Raw genomic sequence first — 18,289 nt, 5'->3', positions numbered from 1 at the left:
CAGAGTCAATGTCTTAACTTAATGACATTGGTCCTCTGGGCCGCGTTTTTTATTTTCCGGGAAATTTTCCAGCTAATTCAGTTATAATATGGTTAGCTAATTTCCTTGAAGGAGGATTAAATAATGAGTAGAAAAGTCCTGCTGGTTGGCGACGGTGCTGTCGGTTCCAACTTTGCCAACGATTTATTGCAAACAACGCGGGTGGATGAACTGGTCATCTGCGACTTGAATAAAGACCGGGCCGCGGGCGACTGCCTGGACCTGGAAGACCTGACCTACTTTACGGGCCAGACCAAGCTGAGAGCTGGTGACTACAGCGACGCGGCTGACGCCGACGTGGTAGTTATCACGGCCGGCGTGCCCCGCAAGCCAGGTGAAAGCCGGCTTGACTTGATCAAGAAGAATGAAGCCATCTTGCGGAGCATCATTGATCCAGTCGTAGCTTCCGGCTTCAGCGGCATCTTCGTCGTTTCCGCCAACCCGGTTGACATCTTGACCACTTTGACCCAGAAGCTGTCCGGCTTCCCAAAGAAGCGGGTCATCGGGACCGGGACTTCCCTGGACTCAGCTCGTTTGCGGGTAGAACTGGCCAAGCGGCTGCAAGTGCCAATTGAATCAGTCAACGCCTGGGTTCTGGGTGAACATGGCGACAGCAGCTTTGAGAACTTCTCAAGTGCCGTGGTCAACGGCAAGCCCTTGCTTGACTATCCGGGCATGACAGAAGCAGCCTTGGATGAGATTGAAGCCCACGTCCGGGAAAAGGGCGGCGAGATTATCGGCAAAAAGGGCGCGACCTACTATGGCGTGGCCATGATGCTGGCCAAGATCGTGGCGGCTATTTTGGAAAACAACGACCTGGCCCTGCCTCTTTCCGCGCCGTTGCACGGGGAATACGGGATCAAGGATGAGATCTACCTGGGCACCCTGGCCATCATCAACGGACAAGGGATCAGCCACGTACTGGAATTGCCGTTAAATGACAGCGAATTGGCCAAGATGCAGGCCTCAGCCGCGACGATGAAGGCAACCCTGGACTCTTTAGGATAAACGAAAAAAGCACCAGACTTTAAAAGCCTGGTGCTTTTTTACATTCAAAATTACAGAACCGTCTTAACGGCACCGTACATACCGGCATCGTTGCCCAGTTGGGCCAAGGCGAATTCAGTACCTTCAGAAGCGTGGAAGGCCGCGTCAACGAAGTGCTTTTGCACAGTGTCGAGCAAGATTTGGCCAGCCTTGGAGACCCCGCCGCCGATAACGTAGACTTCTGGGTCAAAGACGCAGGAGATGGAAGCCAGGGCAGTGCCCAAAGTTTCGCCGACAAAGTCCACAATTTCCAAAGCCAGCTTGTCGCCTTCCTTAGCCGCGTCAAAGACTGCCTTGGCGTCAAGCTGGTCTACCCCGCGCAGGCTTGATTCTTCGCCGCTTTCAGCCAGAAGTTCCTTGGCCTTGCGGGCAATGCCAGTAGCGGAAGCGTATTGTTCCAGGTGGCCCTTCTTACCACAGCCGCAGAGCTGGGTTTCATCCTTGTTGACCAGCATGTGGCCGATTTCCCCGGCAGCCCCAAAGGCACCAGCGACGATCTTGCCTTCAGAGATGATCCCGCCGCCGACACCGGTACCCAGGGTAACCATGACAACGTTTTGGTGGCTTTCACCACCACCTTGCCACATTTCACCCAAAGCAGCAGCGTTGGCGTCGTTGGCTACCTTGACTTCGTCCAGGCCAGTCAGCTTGCGGACCTTTTCAGCCACGTTGAAGACGCCCCAACCCAGGTTGACGCAGCGGTTAACGATTTCGTCGTCCAGGATTGGACCTGGCACGTCGATGCCGATCCCGACTACTTCTTCCTTGGGAATGTCCAGTTCCTTCAGCTTGTCGTTCAGAGAAGCTGCGATGTCAGGCAGGATCTTAGCCCCGTTGCCTTCTTTTCTGGTTGGGATTTCCCACTTTTGGGACAATTCACCGTTGGTTTCAAACAAACCAATCTTTACAGTGGTACCACCGATGTCAACACCAAATGCATATTTCTTCAAAGTAGTTGCCTCATTTCTTCAATGTTCTCTTTTTGCTAGTCCTATTATAAAGAAGAATTTGGCTTTTCGAAAGCGCTTCGGCTTACTTTTTGAAAAAATTATCAGACTTGTGACATTTTTTCCAAATATCAAAAAGATGCCCCGCGCAAGGAGGCATCCCTATTGATTATTCAGCGTCTGGCCAAACTTCCCTAGCCGTGTCGATGACCAGCTTGATCTTGGCCCATTGTTCTTCATCAGTCAAGTGGTTGCCTTCTTCAGTTGAGGCAAAGCCGCACTGGGTGCTGAGAGCCGTAGTAGCCAATGGGTGGTACTGGCCGGCTTCCTTGATCCGGGCCTTCAAAGCTTCCGGGTCTTCCAATTCCGGCTTCTTGCTGGTTACCAGGCCCAAAACAACTACCTTGTCGGCTGGCACTTCAGCTAAAGGAGCGAAGTCGCCTGACCGGTCGTCGTCAAATTCCAGGTAGAAGGCCTCCACCCCTTTTTCCTTGAAGACGTAAGGAGCAGCTGAGCCGTAGCCGCCTTCTGAAGCCCAAGTTGAGTCGTAGTTGCCCCGGCAGATGTGGGTCGTGATCCGCAAGTCTTCTGGCAGATCAACCAAAGCATTTTCATTGATTTCCTTGTAAAGCTGCAGGATTTCTTCGCGCTTAAGGTGGCCTTCGTCAAAAGCATGCCAGAAGCTGTCGTTGACCAAGACGCCCCAAGTACAGTCGTCCAGCTTGATGTCGCGGGCACCGTGCTTGTACAAGTCCAAGATCAATTCCCGGTAGACCTTGGAAACGTCCTTGGCCAGTTCTGCCCGGTCAGGGTAAACGGCATCAGTAGCCGCGATCAATTCATCGTTGCGGCAAATCAGTTCACAGTAGAGCTGAGCTGGGGCTGGGATACTCTGCCGGGCTTCAACGCCAGCTGCATCCGCCAAAGGCTTGAGGAAGTCGAAAGCTGCCACGTCCGGGTGGCCGGATTCATAAGTCAATTTGCCAACCAACTTGGCCGCGTCTGGACGGGTTTCTTCATCATGGAAGAAGTAGCCATGCTCAGCCCGTACATGTTCTACCCCGCCAAAGCCCCAGAAAGTATCCAAGTGCCAATAGCTGCGGCGGAATTCCCCATCAGAAACTACCTTTAAGCCGGCAGCGACTTCTTTTTGCACCAGGTTCTTGATTTCCTGATCTTCTACGGCCGTAAGCTCGGCCTGACTGATTTCTCCGCGGGCAAATTTTTCCCGGGCTTCCTTTAATGCTGCTGGACGCAAGAAACTGCCGACAATATCGTAACGTGGAAATGACATCTGAATTACCTCCGAAGTTTTTAAATCGTATTTTTAATTTGCTCTTAATGCTTGTTATTATAGCCAGATCTCGTTATGATTGAAAATAGCTATTTTTATCGTGTATCGATAGATTTAAACTATGGAGGTTCGACCATGCGCATCCAGCAACTGCTCTATCTGCAAAAAGTCGTCGCCCTCGGCAACATGACCGAGGCAGCCAAAGAACTTTTCATCGCCCAGCCCACCCTGTCCAGCGCCATCAAGCAGCTGGAAAAAGAAATGGGGATCACCATCCTGATCCGGGGCAAAAAAGGGGTTAGCTTAACCGAAGATGGCCGGGAGTTCATGCAATACGCCCAGCAGATCCTGGACCAGGTCCAGTTGCTTGAGCGCCGCTATGGCGACCAGTCCAGCGCGCCGAAGATTTTTTCCGTGGCAGCCCAGCACTATGCTTTCGCCGTTGACGCCTTCGTCCAGCTGTTAAAAGAAATCGGCCAGAGCGACTACCAAGCCAGCCTCAAAGAGATGCGGACCTATGAAGTCATCGAAGACGTGGCCAACCTCCACAGCGAGATCGGCATTGTCTACCTCAGCCGCTACAACCGCCAGGTCATGGAAAACAGCTTCCAGGAAAAGGAACTCAGCTTTATGCCCCTCTTTAAGGCCCACCCCCACGTCTTTTTATACAGAAACCATCCCCTAGCCGGCAAAAAATCTATCTCCTTAGCAGACCTCTTGCCCTACCCCAAGCTCAGCTACGACCAGGGCCAGCACAATTCCTTCTATTACTGGGAAGAAACCCTAGCTGACCAGCATTCCCCAAAATCCATTATTGTCAGTGACCGGGCTACCCTGTTTAACCTGGCAATCGGCTTAAACGGCTATACCATCTCTTCAGGGATCATCAACGCTGACTTAAACGGGGACGACATCATCGCCCGGCCTTTGATCAGCGACGAATACATTGAAATCGGCTACCTGACCAACCGCCTGCACCAGCTTTCTTCCATTGGGCAAAAGTACCTGGGCTACTTAAGGGAAAGCATTGAAAAGAATGCCAAGCGCTAACTTAATTTATTTCTAATAAGGATCAGCTGCTTTTTTCTTAAAAACCCCCGTCTCCGCTTAATTTTAATAACTTTGCGGCCTATACAAGGTTTGCCAAACGGCTATTTTGTAGTAAAATTAAAAGATATAAACGGGCTTAGCGCTTAGCTTTGAACCAGATAAATTTTAACTTAGCATTAATCAAGCATTTTTTCAGCTCGGAAGAAATGCCTATACTGGAGGTTTAGACAACTATGGGTTGGATACTTTTATTATTGGTCATCATCATCTGCGTCGGTACTTACATCAACTCCCGCAATGAAAAGAAGAAGCAATCCCAGCTGTGGGCACAGCGTCAAAAGGACAGCTATGTTCCGCCAATGCCGATCACCATTCTGGAGACCGTTGATGGCGCAAGCAAGCTGGTTGTCAAGAACGACTCAAGCGTCTACTTTACCCAATATGAAAAGGGCAAGGCTCCTTGGCCAGGTGGCGTTGAAAACTTCAGCGTATACTACGACAAGGATACTAAGCACTTGTTGATCTTGTCATTGGTACAAGAAAACGACAACATCGACTTTGGTGAAGTTGACCCTGAAGCAACCGAAAAGTTCCTGGCTGTCTTCCAAAGCGTTGGCGGTCACCTGGCTCAGCACTACGAATTGCTGACCTTGAACGAGGTTGACTCCAGCGACCTCAACCTGGCAGTCAAGTCCTTCCCGGCCAAGGTTTACTTCTACACTGAAAAGTCAGTAACTGACGGCAAGAAGCGCCTGTACTTCTCACCAGACCCGACTTCAACTGCCTACAAGCTTTTGGGCGTGGCAGTCAGCGATGGCAGCAATGGTGAAAAGAGCATCGAACTTAGCCTGGAAACCTTCAAGGGCGTTAAGTGTTCAATCTACACCACCCTGTCAGAAGCCGGCGTGAAGGACCTGCAGGAAAACTTCGCTTAATTAAAGCAGAATATTATCAACCGGTCTCCAACTTATTTGGAGACCGGTTTTTTACGTATATCAGATTAAAGGAAAATTAGATGACTGAATTTTTTGAAAACAACCAATTGCAATTTGCACAAGTCCTTACCCAAGTAGCGTCTTACGCCAAGTCCCCCGAAGCCAGAAACTTGCTTCTGCAGGCCCAGCCATTGACCAAACCGGCAGCTGTTACCCACTTGCTCGATGAAACAGAGGAAGGTACGCGGCTCTTAGAGCGGAGCTTGCAGCTGCCGTTTGTTTCTTCAGATTCCCTTTTGCCATTGATCAATCGCGCTCAGAAGGGGCTCCTTCTATCAGCAGATGATTTGGAAAAAGTTGCTGATTATCTCCGGGTCTGTGAATTGCTGCAACGCTTTTTGTACAGAGAAAAAGATCTGGTTCCAATCCTTAATTCCTATGGTGAAGAACTCCAGCTTTTTCCAAAACTGGTTGAACAGATTTATCAGTCAATAGAACATGGTCAAGTTGCCGACAGCGCTGACCGCGACTTAAGGCGGCTGCGGCGGCAAGAACAGGAACTAAGCCAGGAAATAAAAGATACGGCTGGTAAGCTGCTGCAAAGCAAGAATGTCAGCCAAAGCTTGCAAGAACAGCGACTGGTAGAAAAAGATGGTCACTTGACTCTGCCCGTCAAAAGCAGCTTTAAAAAGGCAATCGCTGGACGAATCATCGCTTATTCAGCCAATGGACAGACGGCCTTCATTCTTCCGCGCAAGCTGGACCAGCTGAGCAGCGAAAAGATTGCTGTCAAGGGACAAATTGAAGCTATTGAAGCGATGATCCTCGGGCAGCTGACCGCTACCGTCTATGAAGAAAGCCACGGCCTATTACGTAACATTGATGTCGTCGCGGCAATTGATCAAATTATGGCCCGGGCGCGATATAGCCGGGAGCTGAATGGCAAGCGGGCCAGATTAAATCAGACAAATCAGCTACTTTTACGGGGGATGCGGCATCCCCTGCTTAAAAATCCCGTTCCACTTGACCTGGAAATCAAGCCACCAGTTCGCGGCTTGATCATTACTGGACCAAATGCCGGTGGCAAAACCGCCACTTTAAAAAACTGCGGCCTGGCTATCATGATGACAGAGATTGGGCTTTTTCTGCCCAGCCGGGAAATCTGTGATATCCCTGTCAGCCAGCAGATTTTCAGCCAAATTGGTGACCAACAGGACCTAGATAACTCCCTGTCGACCTTCTCAGCAGAAATGACCAACATTGCCAAAATTGTCACTCACGCTCAAAGCCGCAGTCTAGTTTTGCTCGATGAACTGGGTAGTGGCACTGACCCCGATGAAGGAGCTGCTATTGCTATTTCCGTCTTGCAAGCCCTGCAACTTAAGGGGTGCTTAGTTTTAGCCACGACCCACTACAGCAGAATTAAAGATTATGCTGTTAAGCATCCAAATTACCGGACCGCGTCAATGGACTTCAATGCCGACACCCTCACCCCAACCTACCGTCTTCTCTTAGACCAAGTCGGTCAGAGCCGGGCTTTTTGGATTGCTCAAAAAGTAGGGATGCCAAAAGAAATTATCGACCAGGCGCAAAAAGTTTTAGCCGGTCAATTGCCACTCAGCAGCAGTACAGTCGTTTTGAAAGAAAAAGCTACTAGCAAAATAGTCAAAACACATTTTTGCAAAGGAGACGTGGTCTACGCGGGCAATCTGGAAAGAGAGGGTATTTTCTACGCCTTAGAAGCAAACCAAACCTTGGCAAAAATTTTCGTCAACAAACAATTTTCTGTCGTTCCCGTTAAACGGTTAAAATTACGGCGAAAAGCTGCCGACCTTTATCCAGAGGGCTATAACCTGGACCTGCTCTTTATAAGCGACTGGCAAGAATATAAATTTAACAAGGACTTGAACCGCGGGAGCAAAAAAGCTTATAAGAAATTAGTAAAGTATGAGCAAGAAGTGAAAAGTAATAGCAGTAAAAATAGTTAATGTTTTCTGCTTATACCAGTTGACTAAGTAATAGAATTAGACTAAAATTACTAAGAAATGATAAGGAGATGATAACAATGGATTTGGAGAAAATGATTGAAGATTTAGACAACAACACGATTTCTTATTTTTCAGATATCGTGCTTTCATGGAATCACAATGTAATTACTAAGGGAAGAGCATGAAATTTGAATCATTTTTAAGTTCTTTCAAGTCAGGAGATTCTTCATGGCAAGAATCTCCTGTTTTGTTTGAAAGAATACAATACGCAAAAGAAACAGTTTTACAAAACAAACCCGCTCACAGCAGAAGTCTAAAAGCACCTGAGTTCTTAACAGACTTCGGACTGCGCAAATCGACATCACAATTCTACTTTATTGAACAAGTCAGTAAAAAGCTTGGGATAACTTTACCAACCGAAGAAGAGATCGTAGCCCAGCTCATGACAATTGACATCTCCGACCTGGCAACTTGGATTGACTCTATCGTAATGATCCTCGGCTACTATTCGTCTTGTCACTCCGTGGTCACAATCCGGCAAGATGAATTATGTCAGATAGATTCCCCAGCCGATTTGGTAAAACTCGCTACGCTTTGCGGTATTGAGAGAGATGCAAGCTTAGCAGAAATAATTTTTAACTTAGCTTTAGATAAAGCAGAGGACCCTGAAATTCAAAGACTGATACTTCATCGCTTGTGCGTCTTAAAACTAAAACGAACTAATAATACTGAGGATTTTTATAAGACGATGTCAGTCTTGACCTCTAAAATGATTCTTCAAGATCAAACCGAGGAATCTTTAGTTCTTATTGACAACTTACTTGCGCTAGCTCTAATTTCTACCACCGATAATCACTATCAGCATCTGCAAGACGCCCGTCTCCTGCTGCTTAGTGCCAGTACAATTCTAAACAGCTGTATTACAACAAGCGATGCTGCCAACACTACATTGATTTCTGAGCTTGTTCGTTACTATAGTCAAATTTCAATTAATCAAGTTCAATTGGAACTGGAGTTGCAAAACTATGATCTTGCCAAAAAACTCATAAAAAACAGCATCAAACTGACTTCCGCGTATAACAGTGAGTATTTAGCTGAAGAACTTGCTACAGCTGCTTATATCGACTACAAGATCGAAGATTTCTCACTTGCCATATCTGGAAGCATTGATGCTCTATCAGAATACCGCCAGTTGGGCGATGTTCTAGGTATAAAAAGAATGAAACAAATCTTAGCAGCCTCTCTAGCAAAACTAGGTCTAAAAAAAGAGGCCGAAACCGTTATGCAACTCATATCGCAAGATCCTTTAGGAGAAAAAGACTACACGATTTTTGCCCATGACTTTACGTAAACTAATCAACAGCAACCGGGGCCGCTTCGCCATTATCTTTGCCCTGCTGGTCATGACCCAGGTCATCGACGTTGCTTCAACTTACCTGTTCTCGCCAATGGTCAACCAAGTTTCCGCCGGCCGTTTTAACATTTTTTGCAGCCTGCTTCTGATTCAGTTTGCCCTGGCCTTAGTCCTAAACTTTGCTTTCAACGGGGCCAACTACCTCTTCAGCAAGCAGACCCAGCAGTATCTGCACGGCGTCAGAGACAGACTGGCTGACCACTATTACCAACAGCCTGCCGGCCTCTCCGAGATGACCAACCATTTTAGCCAAGACCTTGACACTTTGACTTACGATTACGCTACTGTTCTCTTTTACTTGATCTGTGACGTTATCAACGCGCTTATGGTTGCCGCCAGCCTCTTGTCTTTTCACTGGCTCCTGCTCCTGGCCAGCCTCTTAACTACCGTGACTTCCTTCGCGATTGCCCGCTTACTGGAAAAATACAGCAACCAGGCCACCGATCAATTGTCTGCCGCTAGTCAGCACTTTTTAGCGACTATCGCCCAATGGACTGCCGGCCTGGCAGAACTTCGCCGTTACTTTGCCAAAGGCCCTTATCAAAAAGCCCTGCTTAAGTCCGGCCAAGAGCTGGCCGACCGGCAAGTCAGCCGCCGCAAGATCAACAGCCAGATCCATTGCCTGCAAAGCCTTAGCAACGCCTTAGGCACAGTCAGCATCCCCCTCATCGCCGGCTTCCTCTTCTTTAAAGGACAAATGTCCTTAGGTGGCGTTATCACGTCTGGTTATTTCGCCAGCAGTATTTTTTCCGTCCTGGAAAACATCGCCGGCAGCTATTCTTATCTAAATTCGACCAAAAGCCTGCGCCAGCAGCTTAGCCGCCTGCAGGAAAGCAAGAAAAATGACAATCTGCAGCCGGTCAACCGGATGGCCCAAATCGAGATCAAACAAGTCTCCCTGACCCACGGCAAGCAGCTTTTGTCCTACCCCGATTTGACCATCCATGCTGGTGAAAAAATCCTTATCACTGGCGACAGCGGCAGCGGTAAAAGCACCCTTTTAAAACTGCTTTTAGGCAATTTACAAGCTGAAAAAGGCCAGATCATCTTTAAAGACGCTGCTGGCCAGGCCTTCCAGCCGGATTCTTACTCAATCGGCTACCTGGCTCAGGACCTGGTCCTGTTCCCCGCGACTTTAGCGGAAAACGTGACCATGCATAGCCCTGGCCTAAGTGCTAATCCAAAAGATTACCTGGAAACAGTCGGCCTCCAGCTTGATCCCCAGCGCCAGATTACTCCAGACGATTTGACTCTGTCCAGCGGTCAAAAGCAAAAACTGGCTCTTGCCCGGACTTTAAGCCATGGCTTTCCCCTGCTTTTGCTGGATGAGTCACTGAGCGCGGTTGACCGGGCCGGCCAGGATCAGATCTTGCGGACCCTTTGCCAATTGCCAGCAACCGTCATTTTCGTTGCCCACAATTTAAGCCCTGAACAAAAAGCCCGCTTTGACCGGGAAATCAGCTTAGCTAAGAGGGAGCATGTATGACTTTTAAAGAATTTTACCTCCGCAAGCCAGTCAAAAGCAGCCTGCTCTTCCTGGCCGCGGCTTTAAGTTCCTTGCTGCTGGTCGGGTCTTCTTACGCCTTAACTTTGGAATTCAATGCTTTAAGAAACCGGCAGCCCGTGCTTTTTGCCCAAATGCTGGCCTTGCAGCTGGCCTGCCTGGTCTTCAGTGCCCTGCTCACCTACTATGGCAACCTGTCCCTGGAACAGCTGATCCAAAGCTACCTGCAGCAGATCCGGCAAGAGCTTGCCCTGCATATATTCAATGATGGCCAAGCACACGATCCAGCCCAGGCGCAAAACCAGCTGCTTAAGGAAGGGGACTTGCTGACTGTCAGCTACCTGCGCAATATTTACAGCAGCTTTAAGGCCGGCATGACCGTCCTGGCTTCTGGCGGTGCCCTGCTCAGTTTTCACTGGAGTCTCTTCATCGCCTGCCTCATCTTTGCCTTGATGCAGATCTACCTTCCCCGCCTGCTTGACCGCCAGCTCAACCACGCCAATCACAGACTGGCCGCGCAGAACCAGGCCTATCTCAAGGTTCTTGGCGACTGGCTGCTCGGCCTTGGCGACTTGCACCGCTGCCTGTCCTTAGCCTGGTTTAAGGAAAAAGCCGGCCTGGCCGCCAAGGAACTGGAAGATGCCCATGTGCACAAAAGCGCCGTCTCCTCCCATTTGGATTACCTCAATCAGCTGGTATATTCTCTTGGCAGCAGCCTGATCCTGCTCTTGACCGCCTTTCTGGTCATCCGACACTGGACGGCTTTTGGCCTGCTCAGCAGCATTGCTTCTTTTAACAGTGACTTTTTTGGCAATCTGCAGAACGCGGCTGACTACTTAGGCGAAATTTCCGGCAGCCGCCAGCTGCGGCAAGACCTGCTTAAGCAAAGAGAAGCTGTCCCGGAGAAAAAAGAGACCGGCCAAGCTCCAGCTGCTTTTGCCAGCAGTCCTTTAACCATTGACTTTAACGGTCTCACCCTGGCTTACCCGGCCATCAAGCTGCAGCCTGGAGAAAAAGTTCTGCTGACCGGTGCCAGCGGCCGGGGGAAAAGTACTTTTTTCAAGCTGCTCTTGGGTGAAGTCAAGGCAGCCAGTGGAGAAATTCACTATCTGGACCAGAAGGGCAAGGTCATTCAGCCCAACTTGAGCCAAATCGGCTATCTCCCCCAGGATCCCCAGCTTTTCCCTGGCAGCGTTGCTGAAAACATGACTATGTTCAATCCGGCTTTAAGCGATCAAGACTTGCTCCGCCAAACAGCAGACCAGGTAAACTTAAGTGAAGACCTGCGCCTGTGGCCGGCCGGGCTTGATACAATAGTTGCCGTAGAAAACAGCAATGTTTCTGGCGGTCAGCGGCAAAAAATTGTTCTGGCCCGCAGCTATCTTTACCACAGCCAGCTGCTTTTGATCGATGAAGGCACCAGCGCTATTGACCAGGCCGCCACGCGGGAGGTTATTACCCGCTTGCTCAAGACGGATAAAACGATCATGTTCGTCGCCCACAATCTGACCGCGGAAAGCCGCCGGCTTTTTGACCGCGAAATTCAACTTGATTAAACTGGAAAGGTTCACGCGAGTGGGCCTTTTTTATTCCTCCTATTGCACATTGCCACTAGTTTGTGATAGTATATTAACTATAAAAGCGTTTTCTTTATTTCGGCTGTACGAAATAAAAAACGTTGCTTCTCTATATGATAAAAGAATGATAAGGATACTAGCATGACTAATGAAACCAAACTTTTGCAAGCCGTTCAGCAATTGGCAGACAAGGATGTAGCGCCTTTTGACCTGCAGATCGACCGCCAGGCCAAGCTGCCAAACGGCATTTTCCAGAAGATCGTTGACCTGGGCCTTTTGCGGGCAAAAATCCCTAAGGAATATGGCGGACTGGACGTTTCCGCTCAAACCGCCGGCAAGATCGTCAACATCCTGGCCAAGGCCAACGCCAGTGTCGGCGTAATGCTGGAAGGCCACTACAAGAGCTGTGACCAGCTGGCTAAGTACGGCACTGACGTCGCTAAGAAGCGCTACTTTGCCTGGGGTGCCCAAGCCATCCTCGGCTTCTCCAACACTGAACCGGAAGGCGGCTCAGACCCAAGCAAGCACCAGTCCTACGCTGTTGAAAAGGACGGCCGCTGGATCATCAACGGCGACAAGGTTATGATTACCAACGGGACCCTGGCTCAAGTTTACTCAGTCAACGTGAAGACTGGTCCTAACGAATACTCCGTCTTTATCGTGGACAAGGGGATGCCAGGCTTCTCCTTTGGCTATGTTGAAAAGTTCATCGGCCTGCGGGGAATTCCTTGCGGTGAAGTTGTCATGAACCAGATCGAAGTTGGTCCGGAAAACATGCTGGGCAAGCGGGGGCAAGGCTTGGAAATTGCCAACAACGCCCACGATGATGCCCGCTACTTGATGGGGGCCGTTTTGACCGGGATCCAGGAACATGCCCTTGATATTGCCAAAAACTACGCGGCTAAGCGCAAGTCAGGTAATACCCTGCTCAAGGACATGCAAGTTACCCAATACAAGATCAGCAAGATTGCGACCAACAAGGAACTGACCCGTTTGGTTTACGAGGAAGCTGCCCGCCGCAAGGATGCCGGCCTGCCATACATGGAACAATCAGCTATGGCTAAGTGCTTCGGCAGCAAGGCAGCGGTTGAATCCTGTGACTTGACCCTGCAGATCATGGGCGGCTACGGCTACAGCGCTGAATTTTCTCCAGAACACCTGGTAAGAGACGCCAGAGCCATGGAAATCGCTGAAGGCACGATCGAAAAGATGTACACGGAAATCAGCAACGCTGAAATGGCTAATGTACCAAGCCAGGAAGTGGCAAGAAAACAAGCTGACTTGACCGACCTTGACCAGATCCTGCCGCTTCTGGAAGCAGCCAAGACTCCAGCCGGCGCGGTTGACGCGGTAAGCAGCCCATCACAAGCAGCCGGCCTGCCAAAGGCCAAGATCGTTCTGGCTCTGGGCCGTGGTGCCAACCAGCCGGAAACTATCGCTCTGGCCAAGCAAGTAGCTGAAAAGCTGGGTGCTGAAATCGGGGTTACCAGACCAATGGTCGGCTCAGACTTCAACCGTGGCCAGCAGCTCGGCGTCAACGGCCATAAGATCAAGCCGCAAGTTTTGATCAACCTGGGGATTGCCGGCGCGCCGCAATACACCTTTACTGTTGACCATGCTGAAAACATCATCTCCGTCAACACCAACCCGAACGCTATCGTCTTCGAAGGTTCAGACTACCACTACGTCGGCAGCACTTACGACTTCTTGAAGGAACTGCTCAACCGTTTGGGCTAAAAATTAATAACCGCCAGCCGTTGGTATTTAACCGCAGCTGGCGGTTTTTTCTTTACTCTAGGCAAGCAGTGTAAAGAACTTATACATAATTAATATATAGAGTTATAATTATCTTGATGTCAAAAGTGAAAAGCATGTTTTTTGAAATGGAGTGAGAAAAAATGATTTTAACTGAGGTAGCTTACAACATCTGGCCAGTCTTGCTTGCCCAACTGGTCGGCATCATCATCTTCTTCGTGATCGCCTACTACTTTGCCAAGTTCCTGGTAATCAAACTGACCCCCTTAGTCCTCAAGATCAAGCGCGAGGAAGAAGACAAGCGGGACCGCGGCCAGGACGATTAGCCGGCTTGGATATTTTCCACTTGTATGCGATTAGAAACAGAACTATAATTCCAGGTATTAATGCTGTATTTGTTGTTTTCTAGGAAAGTAAATTTTGGAGGCATTATCATGGTTCTAAACAGTTTGTTAATCAGCATCTTCACGTCTGGGCTACTGTTGGGCTTTATTTTGGCTGTACCTTTCGCGCCAAAGTTGCAAGAAATTAGAGATTTCTTCCGTTACCGGATTGGCTATTGGAACATACTGATTCCTATCGGAATTATCATAGTTACCAACGCGGCGGCCTATAGCATGTTGAACATCGCCGGCCTGGCCCTTCTAGGCCCCTTTGACTTGATCTTCATTGGCGCGACGATTGCCGACTATCTGCGGGATCGGAAATTTAATTCCGGCAAGCAAAAGCAGGACGATTAGCCGGCTTGGATAATTTTTGCCGCGAAAGGTTGACAAGTGGCTATCGTTATTATATTATGATTAAAAAATGAAAAAACGTTGACAAAGAAAAGATAAGTAGCTGGTCAAATCTTCTTTCAGAGAGGCACGGTGGCTGAAAAGCGCTGAAGAGGCCCCGGCGAACATGTTCTTTGAGTCATACGGGAGGCGAGCTCCAGCAAGCTTCCCGCGGGAGGCGCCCGATACCGCGCCCGAGTATAACTCCGCCCAGGCGGAGCGTACTTAAAGGCGGCCTCTTTTGGCCGTGAAGATGGGTGGTAACACGCTAATACGTCCCTGAGCGAAAGCACTTTCATTCAGGGGCTTTTTCTGTCACGTTTTTTCAAGTAATTTAGTTAAGCAGTATTTTTAGAAATAAGGAGATTATCATCATGGCTAAAGTAGAAAGTTTTGAATTGGACCACACTAAAGTTAAGGCACCTTACGTCCGCCTGATCACCGTTGAAGAAGGCCCTAAGGGCGACAAGATCTCCAACTTCGACCTCCGCCTGGTGCAGCCTAACGAAAACGCCATCCCAACTGGCGGCCTGCACACCATTGAACACCTCCTGGCCAGCCTCCTGCGCGACCGCTTAGACGGCGTCATCGACTGCTCCCCATTCGGCTGCCGGACTGGTTTCCACTTGATTACCTGGGGTGAGCACAGCACCACTGAAGTAGCCAAGGCCCTGCGCGACTCCCTCAAGGCCATCAGAGACGACATCACTTGGGAAGACGTGCCTGGTACCACCATCGAAAGCTGCGGCAACTACCGCGACCACTCCCTCTTCAGCGCCCAGGAATGGTGCAACGACATCTTGAAGAAGGGCATCAGCGACGACCCATTTGACCGCCACGTGGTTGAAGACTAGTTTTTAACTTTTAGGAGCAAAAATCATAAGAAGAAAGAAAAAGCAGCAACGGCTCATCGCCGCCGCCATCGCCCTCGTCGTCATCATTGCCGCCTTCTTCGCCCTGCGCCTGACTTCTTCCCGGCAAACGGCCAAGAGCCAGACGACTACCGTCACTGTCGGCTCTATCGGCCCCGATGTCCAAGTCTGGCAGCACATCGCCAAGAGCAGCCAGGCCAAAAAGCTGGGCCTTAAGATCAAGGTGAAGGCTTTTACCGACGGGCCAAGCCTCCTGCGGGCAACCTCCGATGGCAGCATCAACGTCAGTGCCTTCGCTTCCTGGGCCTACCTGGAAGCCTACAACAAGTCCAAGAGCAACACCGGCCAGCAAGTAGCCCTGGCCACGACCTACCTGGAACCAATGGGGATCTACTCATCCAAGTACAAGAAGCTCTCCGACCTGCCTAAAGGCGCGACCATCGCCCTGGCCAACAATGCCGCCAACGAAGCCAGAGGGCTCCTGCTTTTGCAAAGCGCCGGCCTGATCAAGCTGAAGAAGAACTTTGACTCAGCCAGCGGCAACACCAACGACATTGTTTCCAACACGAAGAAGTTCAAGTTCAAGCTGATCGATGACACCACTGGCCCGCGGATCATCAAGTCCGTCGACGCCGTCCTCATCGGCAACACCATCGCCCTGGCCGGCAACTTGAACGTGCTCAAGGACTCTCTTTACCACGAAAAGATCGACCAGAGCACCAAGAACAACATCAATGTCCTGGCCACTGCCAAGAAGAACAAGAACAATGCCGCTTACAAGAAGCTGGGCAAGCTCTACCATAACAAGCAGATCCAGAAGTGGATCGCCAAGAAATACTCCGGCACCAAGGTCGAAGTCAACAAGCCGGTCTCCTACCTGACCGATTAAAAAAGCTGAGCCGTTTGGCCCAGCTTTTTGCTTTCCTACCTTATTAAATTAATTTGCCCTTGCAGTGATCGACCTCATGCTGGATAGTTTCCGCCACAAAGCCCGTAAAGGCCTGCTCATGCTCTTTTAAATCCATGTCCTGGTACTTGACCGTGATTTCTTCATAGCGGTCAGCCGGCCGCTCTCCAGGCAAAGACAGGCAGCCTTCTTCTGCCAGGTAGTGACCGGATCTTTTAACGATCTTGGGGTTGAGCATAACTATAGGTAAAAAGCCGGCGTTGACCGCGATAATCGCCTTGTTTAACCCAATCATGTTGGCGGCCAGGCCAGCGGCGGGCGGCAGGCCGTCAATGCTTTCCCGGTGGGCCAGCAGGGTGTCCAGTAGGTCCTGGGCCGCTTGCCGGTCACTGGCCGCCGCTTTAGCTGCCGGCTGGCTTAAACTGAGAGGATCGTGGATGATTTTTTGCACTGTCATTATCGTTTCCTCGATTTTGCTTTTTACCTAAAGTTTACCAGGTTAAAGATATTTTGGAACAAAAACTATTTATTTGCAATTGCTGAGCATTAGTGTATACTAAACTCACTTACTAATTGTTAGTAAAAAAATAACAAGACACTCATTCGTGTCCGTGAAAATCACTATTGCTTAAAAGGAGAATTTACCATGGGATTGAATTTTTCAGCCTACAACACAGACGAAATAATTGATTTTTTGCAGGAACAAGTAAAAGATGGGATCGTCAAAACTGATAAAGACAGCTTACAAACCGCATCCTATAGCCAAAACCTGCCTGGCCAGCACGGCCTGGCTCTAGCCCTGGTCGAAGCAGGCTCAATCGCTGACGTCCAGGGAGTCATGCGGGCTGCCCGCCGCTTCCACCTGCCAGTTGTTTCCCAGAACCGCTTCACCAGCACCGTTGTTGGCGCTGATGCTGTTGACCACGCCATCATTCTTTCAACCGCCAAGATGAACAAGATTCTGGAATTGAACGCTGAGGATGCCTATGCCGTCGTTCAGCCAGGCGTCATCAACAATGACCTTGACCAAGCCGCGAGAAAGCAAGGGCTCTTCTACGCTCCAGATCCAGCTTCAAAGAAAATGTCAGGCATCGGCGGCAACGTCGCGACCAACGCCGGCGGCTTGAGTGGCGTTCGCTACGGATCAACCCGCGACAACGTCCTGGGCTTGAAGGTCGTCCTAGCTGATGGTCGCCTCCTTGACCTGGGCGGCAAAACCAGCAAGCAAGCCTTTGGCTACAACTTAACTCAATTGTTTGTCGGCTCAGAAGGGACGCTGGGTACGATCGTGGAAATTACGGTCAAGTTGCTGCCGCTGCCTTTGGGCGAATCCTTGATGGGCTTGGCCTACTTCAAGGATATGCACACTTTGGCTGAAGCCACCAAAGATCTGCGGATGTCAGGGATCTACCCTGCCATGTTAGAAGCCATGGATTCCCACACCCTGCAGGCAGTCAGCGAATTCCGTGATAACAAGGAGATGGCCGGCCGCGGCGCAGCTTTAATTTTCCGCGTCGACTCCATTTCTGATGAAGGCAAACAGATCGTCAAGAACATTATGGACAAGTATCATGTGACCGACGTCCAGCTGGCTACTGACCCAGCTGAGCAAGACAAGATTATCAGCGTCCGCCAGGACATGTTACCAGCCATCTTCACTGGTCGCAGCGCAGTTATGGAAGACATGGCCGTGCCAACTTCACGTATGGCTGAGTTGGTTGACACGATCCAGGCTTTGAGCGACAAGTACCCGGAACTGGAAATCTTCACCGCCGGACATGCTGGCGACGGCAACCTGCACCCAACCGTTACCTGGTCCAAGGATGCCAAGGAAATGCCTGAAAGTGTCAATATCGTCTTGCACGAAATGTTTACCAAGGCCTTGGAACTGGGTGGAACCATCTCTGGCGAACATGCCGTAGGGATGTTGAAGAACCAGTGGAACAATGTTGAATTGGGTGAAGACGTTGACTGGATCCAACACCAGATCAAGAGCTTGTTTGACCCAATGAACCTGCTTAATCCAAAGCGCAAGATCGATTAAGCGGCAGCAATCAGCAAATAACATAGAAGAAAAGTGGCATAACATTCTTGTAAGAGAGGATATTATGCCGCTTTTTGCTTAAAAACTCCGTTACTATAAACTAGCTGCAGTCAAAACATTTTCAACTTTGTGAAAGATAT

Annotated in this window: 17 protein-coding genes; 13 read left to right on the top strand and 4 right to left on the bottom strand. The window is 49.7% G+C overall.

Annotated elements, in window-relative coordinates:
• Positions 1–123 precede the first annotated feature (123 nt).
• The gene (locus HMPREF3168_RS06105; protein WP_070489136.1) at positions 124–1,047 is read left to right on the top strand and encodes an L-lactate dehydrogenase; all 924 of its coding nucleotides are present in this window, start codon (positions 124–126) and stop codon (positions 1,045–1,047) included.
• Positions 1,048–1,097: 50 nt separating this feature from the next.
• Here HMPREF3168_RS06105 and HMPREF3168_RS06100 read toward each other — a convergent pair whose 3' ends face one another.
• On the bottom strand, positions 1,098–2,036 hold the full coding sequence (locus HMPREF3168_RS06100; protein WP_070489133.1) for an ROK family glucokinase: 939 nt from the start codon (positions 2,034–2,036) through the stop codon (positions 1,098–1,100).
• A 166-nt stretch (positions 2,037–2,202) separates the two neighbouring features.
• On the bottom strand, positions 2,203–3,327 hold the full coding sequence (locus HMPREF3168_RS06095; protein WP_070489129.1) for a 5-methyltetrahydropteroyltriglutamate--homocysteine S-methyltransferase: 1,125 nt from the start codon (positions 3,325–3,327) through the stop codon (positions 2,203–2,205).
• Positions 3,328–3,462: 135 nt separating this feature from the next.
• On the opposite strand from HMPREF3168_RS06095, the gene HMPREF3168_RS06090 reads away from it, so the two are divergent.
• The 10 genes from HMPREF3168_RS06090 (at position 3,463) to HMPREF3168_RS06045 (ending at position 15,180) form a co-directional block, all read left to right on the top strand.
• Entirely contained in the window at positions 3,463–4,377 is a 915-nt protein-coding gene (locus HMPREF3168_RS06090) for a LysR family transcriptional regulator (RefSeq protein WP_070489126.1), read from the top strand.
• A 233-nt stretch (positions 4,378–4,610) separates the two neighbouring features.
• Positions 4,611–5,312 (top strand): hypothetical protein, encoded by a 702-nt coding sequence (locus HMPREF3168_RS06085; RefSeq protein ID WP_070489123.1) that lies wholly within the window; start codon positions 4,611–4,613, stop codon positions 5,310–5,312.
• 80 nt (positions 5,313–5,392) lie between these two features.
• A complete protein-coding gene (locus tag HMPREF3168_RS06080) occupies positions 5,393–7,300 on the top strand; it encodes an endonuclease MutS2 (RefSeq protein WP_070489120.1) in 1,908 nt (635 codons plus the stop codon).
• A 181-nt stretch (positions 7,301–7,481) separates the two neighbouring features.
• A complete protein-coding gene (locus HMPREF3168_RS06075) occupies positions 7,482–8,651 on the top strand; it encodes a hypothetical protein (RefSeq protein ID WP_014564481.1) in 1,170 nt (389 codons plus the stop codon).
• On the top strand, positions 8,638–10,200 hold the full coding sequence (locus HMPREF3168_RS06070) for an ATP-binding cassette domain-containing protein (RefSeq protein WP_070489117.1): 1,563 nt from the start codon (positions 8,638–8,640) through the stop codon (positions 10,198–10,200). The genes HMPREF3168_RS06075 and HMPREF3168_RS06070 overlap by 14 nt, the downstream gene beginning before the upstream one ends.
• Entirely contained in the window at positions 10,197–11,774 is a 1,578-nt protein-coding gene (locus tag HMPREF3168_RS06065; protein WP_070489114.1) for an ATP-binding cassette domain-containing protein, read from the top strand. The genes HMPREF3168_RS06070 and HMPREF3168_RS06065 overlap by 4 nt, the downstream gene beginning before the upstream one ends.
• Positions 11,775–11,936: 162 nt before the next feature.
• Entirely contained in the window at positions 11,937–13,532 is a 1,596-nt protein-coding gene (locus tag HMPREF3168_RS06060; protein ID WP_070489110.1) for an acyl-CoA dehydrogenase family protein, read from the top strand.
• A 161-nt stretch (positions 13,533–13,693) separates the two neighbouring features.
• A complete protein-coding gene (locus HMPREF3168_RS06055) occupies positions 13,694–13,876 on the top strand; it encodes a hypothetical protein (protein WP_003612428.1) in 183 nt (60 codons plus the stop codon).
• A gap of 108 nt (positions 13,877–13,984) precedes the next feature.
• A complete protein-coding gene (locus tag HMPREF3168_RS10720; protein ID WP_231540038.1) occupies positions 13,985–14,290 on the top strand; it encodes a hypothetical protein in 306 nt (101 codons plus the stop codon).
• A gap of 410 nt (positions 14,291–14,700) precedes the next feature.
• Positions 14,701–15,180, top strand: coding sequence for an S-ribosylhomocysteine lyase (locus HMPREF3168_RS06045; protein ID WP_002879583.1), 480 nt, complete (start codon positions 14,701–14,703; stop codon positions 15,178–15,180).
• 10 nt (positions 15,181–15,190) lie between these two features.
• On the opposite strand, the gene HMPREF3168_RS10715 is transcribed toward HMPREF3168_RS06045, so the two are convergent.
• On the bottom strand, positions 15,191–15,364 hold the full coding sequence (locus HMPREF3168_RS10715; protein ID WP_230470966.1) for a hypothetical protein: 174 nt from the start codon (positions 15,362–15,364) through the stop codon (positions 15,191–15,193).
• Between HMPREF3168_RS10715 and HMPREF3168_RS06040 the strand changes: the two genes are divergently transcribed.
• Positions 15,284–16,087, top strand: a complete 804-nt coding sequence (locus HMPREF3168_RS06040; RefSeq protein ID WP_246825690.1) for a MetQ/NlpA family ABC transporter substrate-binding protein — start codon at positions 15,284–15,286, stop codon at positions 16,085–16,087. The genes HMPREF3168_RS10715 and HMPREF3168_RS06040 overlap by 81 nt on opposite strands.
• Before the next feature lie 43 nt (positions 16,088–16,130).
• Here HMPREF3168_RS06040 and HMPREF3168_RS06035 read toward each other — a convergent pair whose 3' ends face one another.
• Complete coding sequence (locus HMPREF3168_RS06035; protein ID WP_070489103.1) at positions 16,131–16,562, bottom strand: peptide deformylase; 432 nt, start codon at positions 16,560–16,562, stop codon at positions 16,131–16,133.
• Positions 16,563–16,751: 189 nt separating this feature from the next.
• On the opposite strand from HMPREF3168_RS06035, the gene HMPREF3168_RS06030 reads away from it, so the two are divergent.
• Positions 16,752–18,149 (top strand): FAD-binding oxidoreductase, encoded by a 1,398-nt coding sequence (locus HMPREF3168_RS06030; RefSeq protein ID WP_002879587.1) that lies wholly within the window; start codon positions 16,752–16,754, stop codon positions 18,147–18,149.
• The last annotated feature ends 140 nt before the right edge of the window (positions 18,150–18,289 follow it).

It is taken from the genome of Lactobacillus sp. HMSC08B12, assembly GCF_001808415.1.
Lineage (GTDB): Bacteria > Bacillota > Bacilli > Lactobacillales > Lactobacillaceae > Lactobacillus > Lactobacillus delbrueckii.
This window is presented reverse-complemented; position numbering and strand designations above follow the sequence as displayed.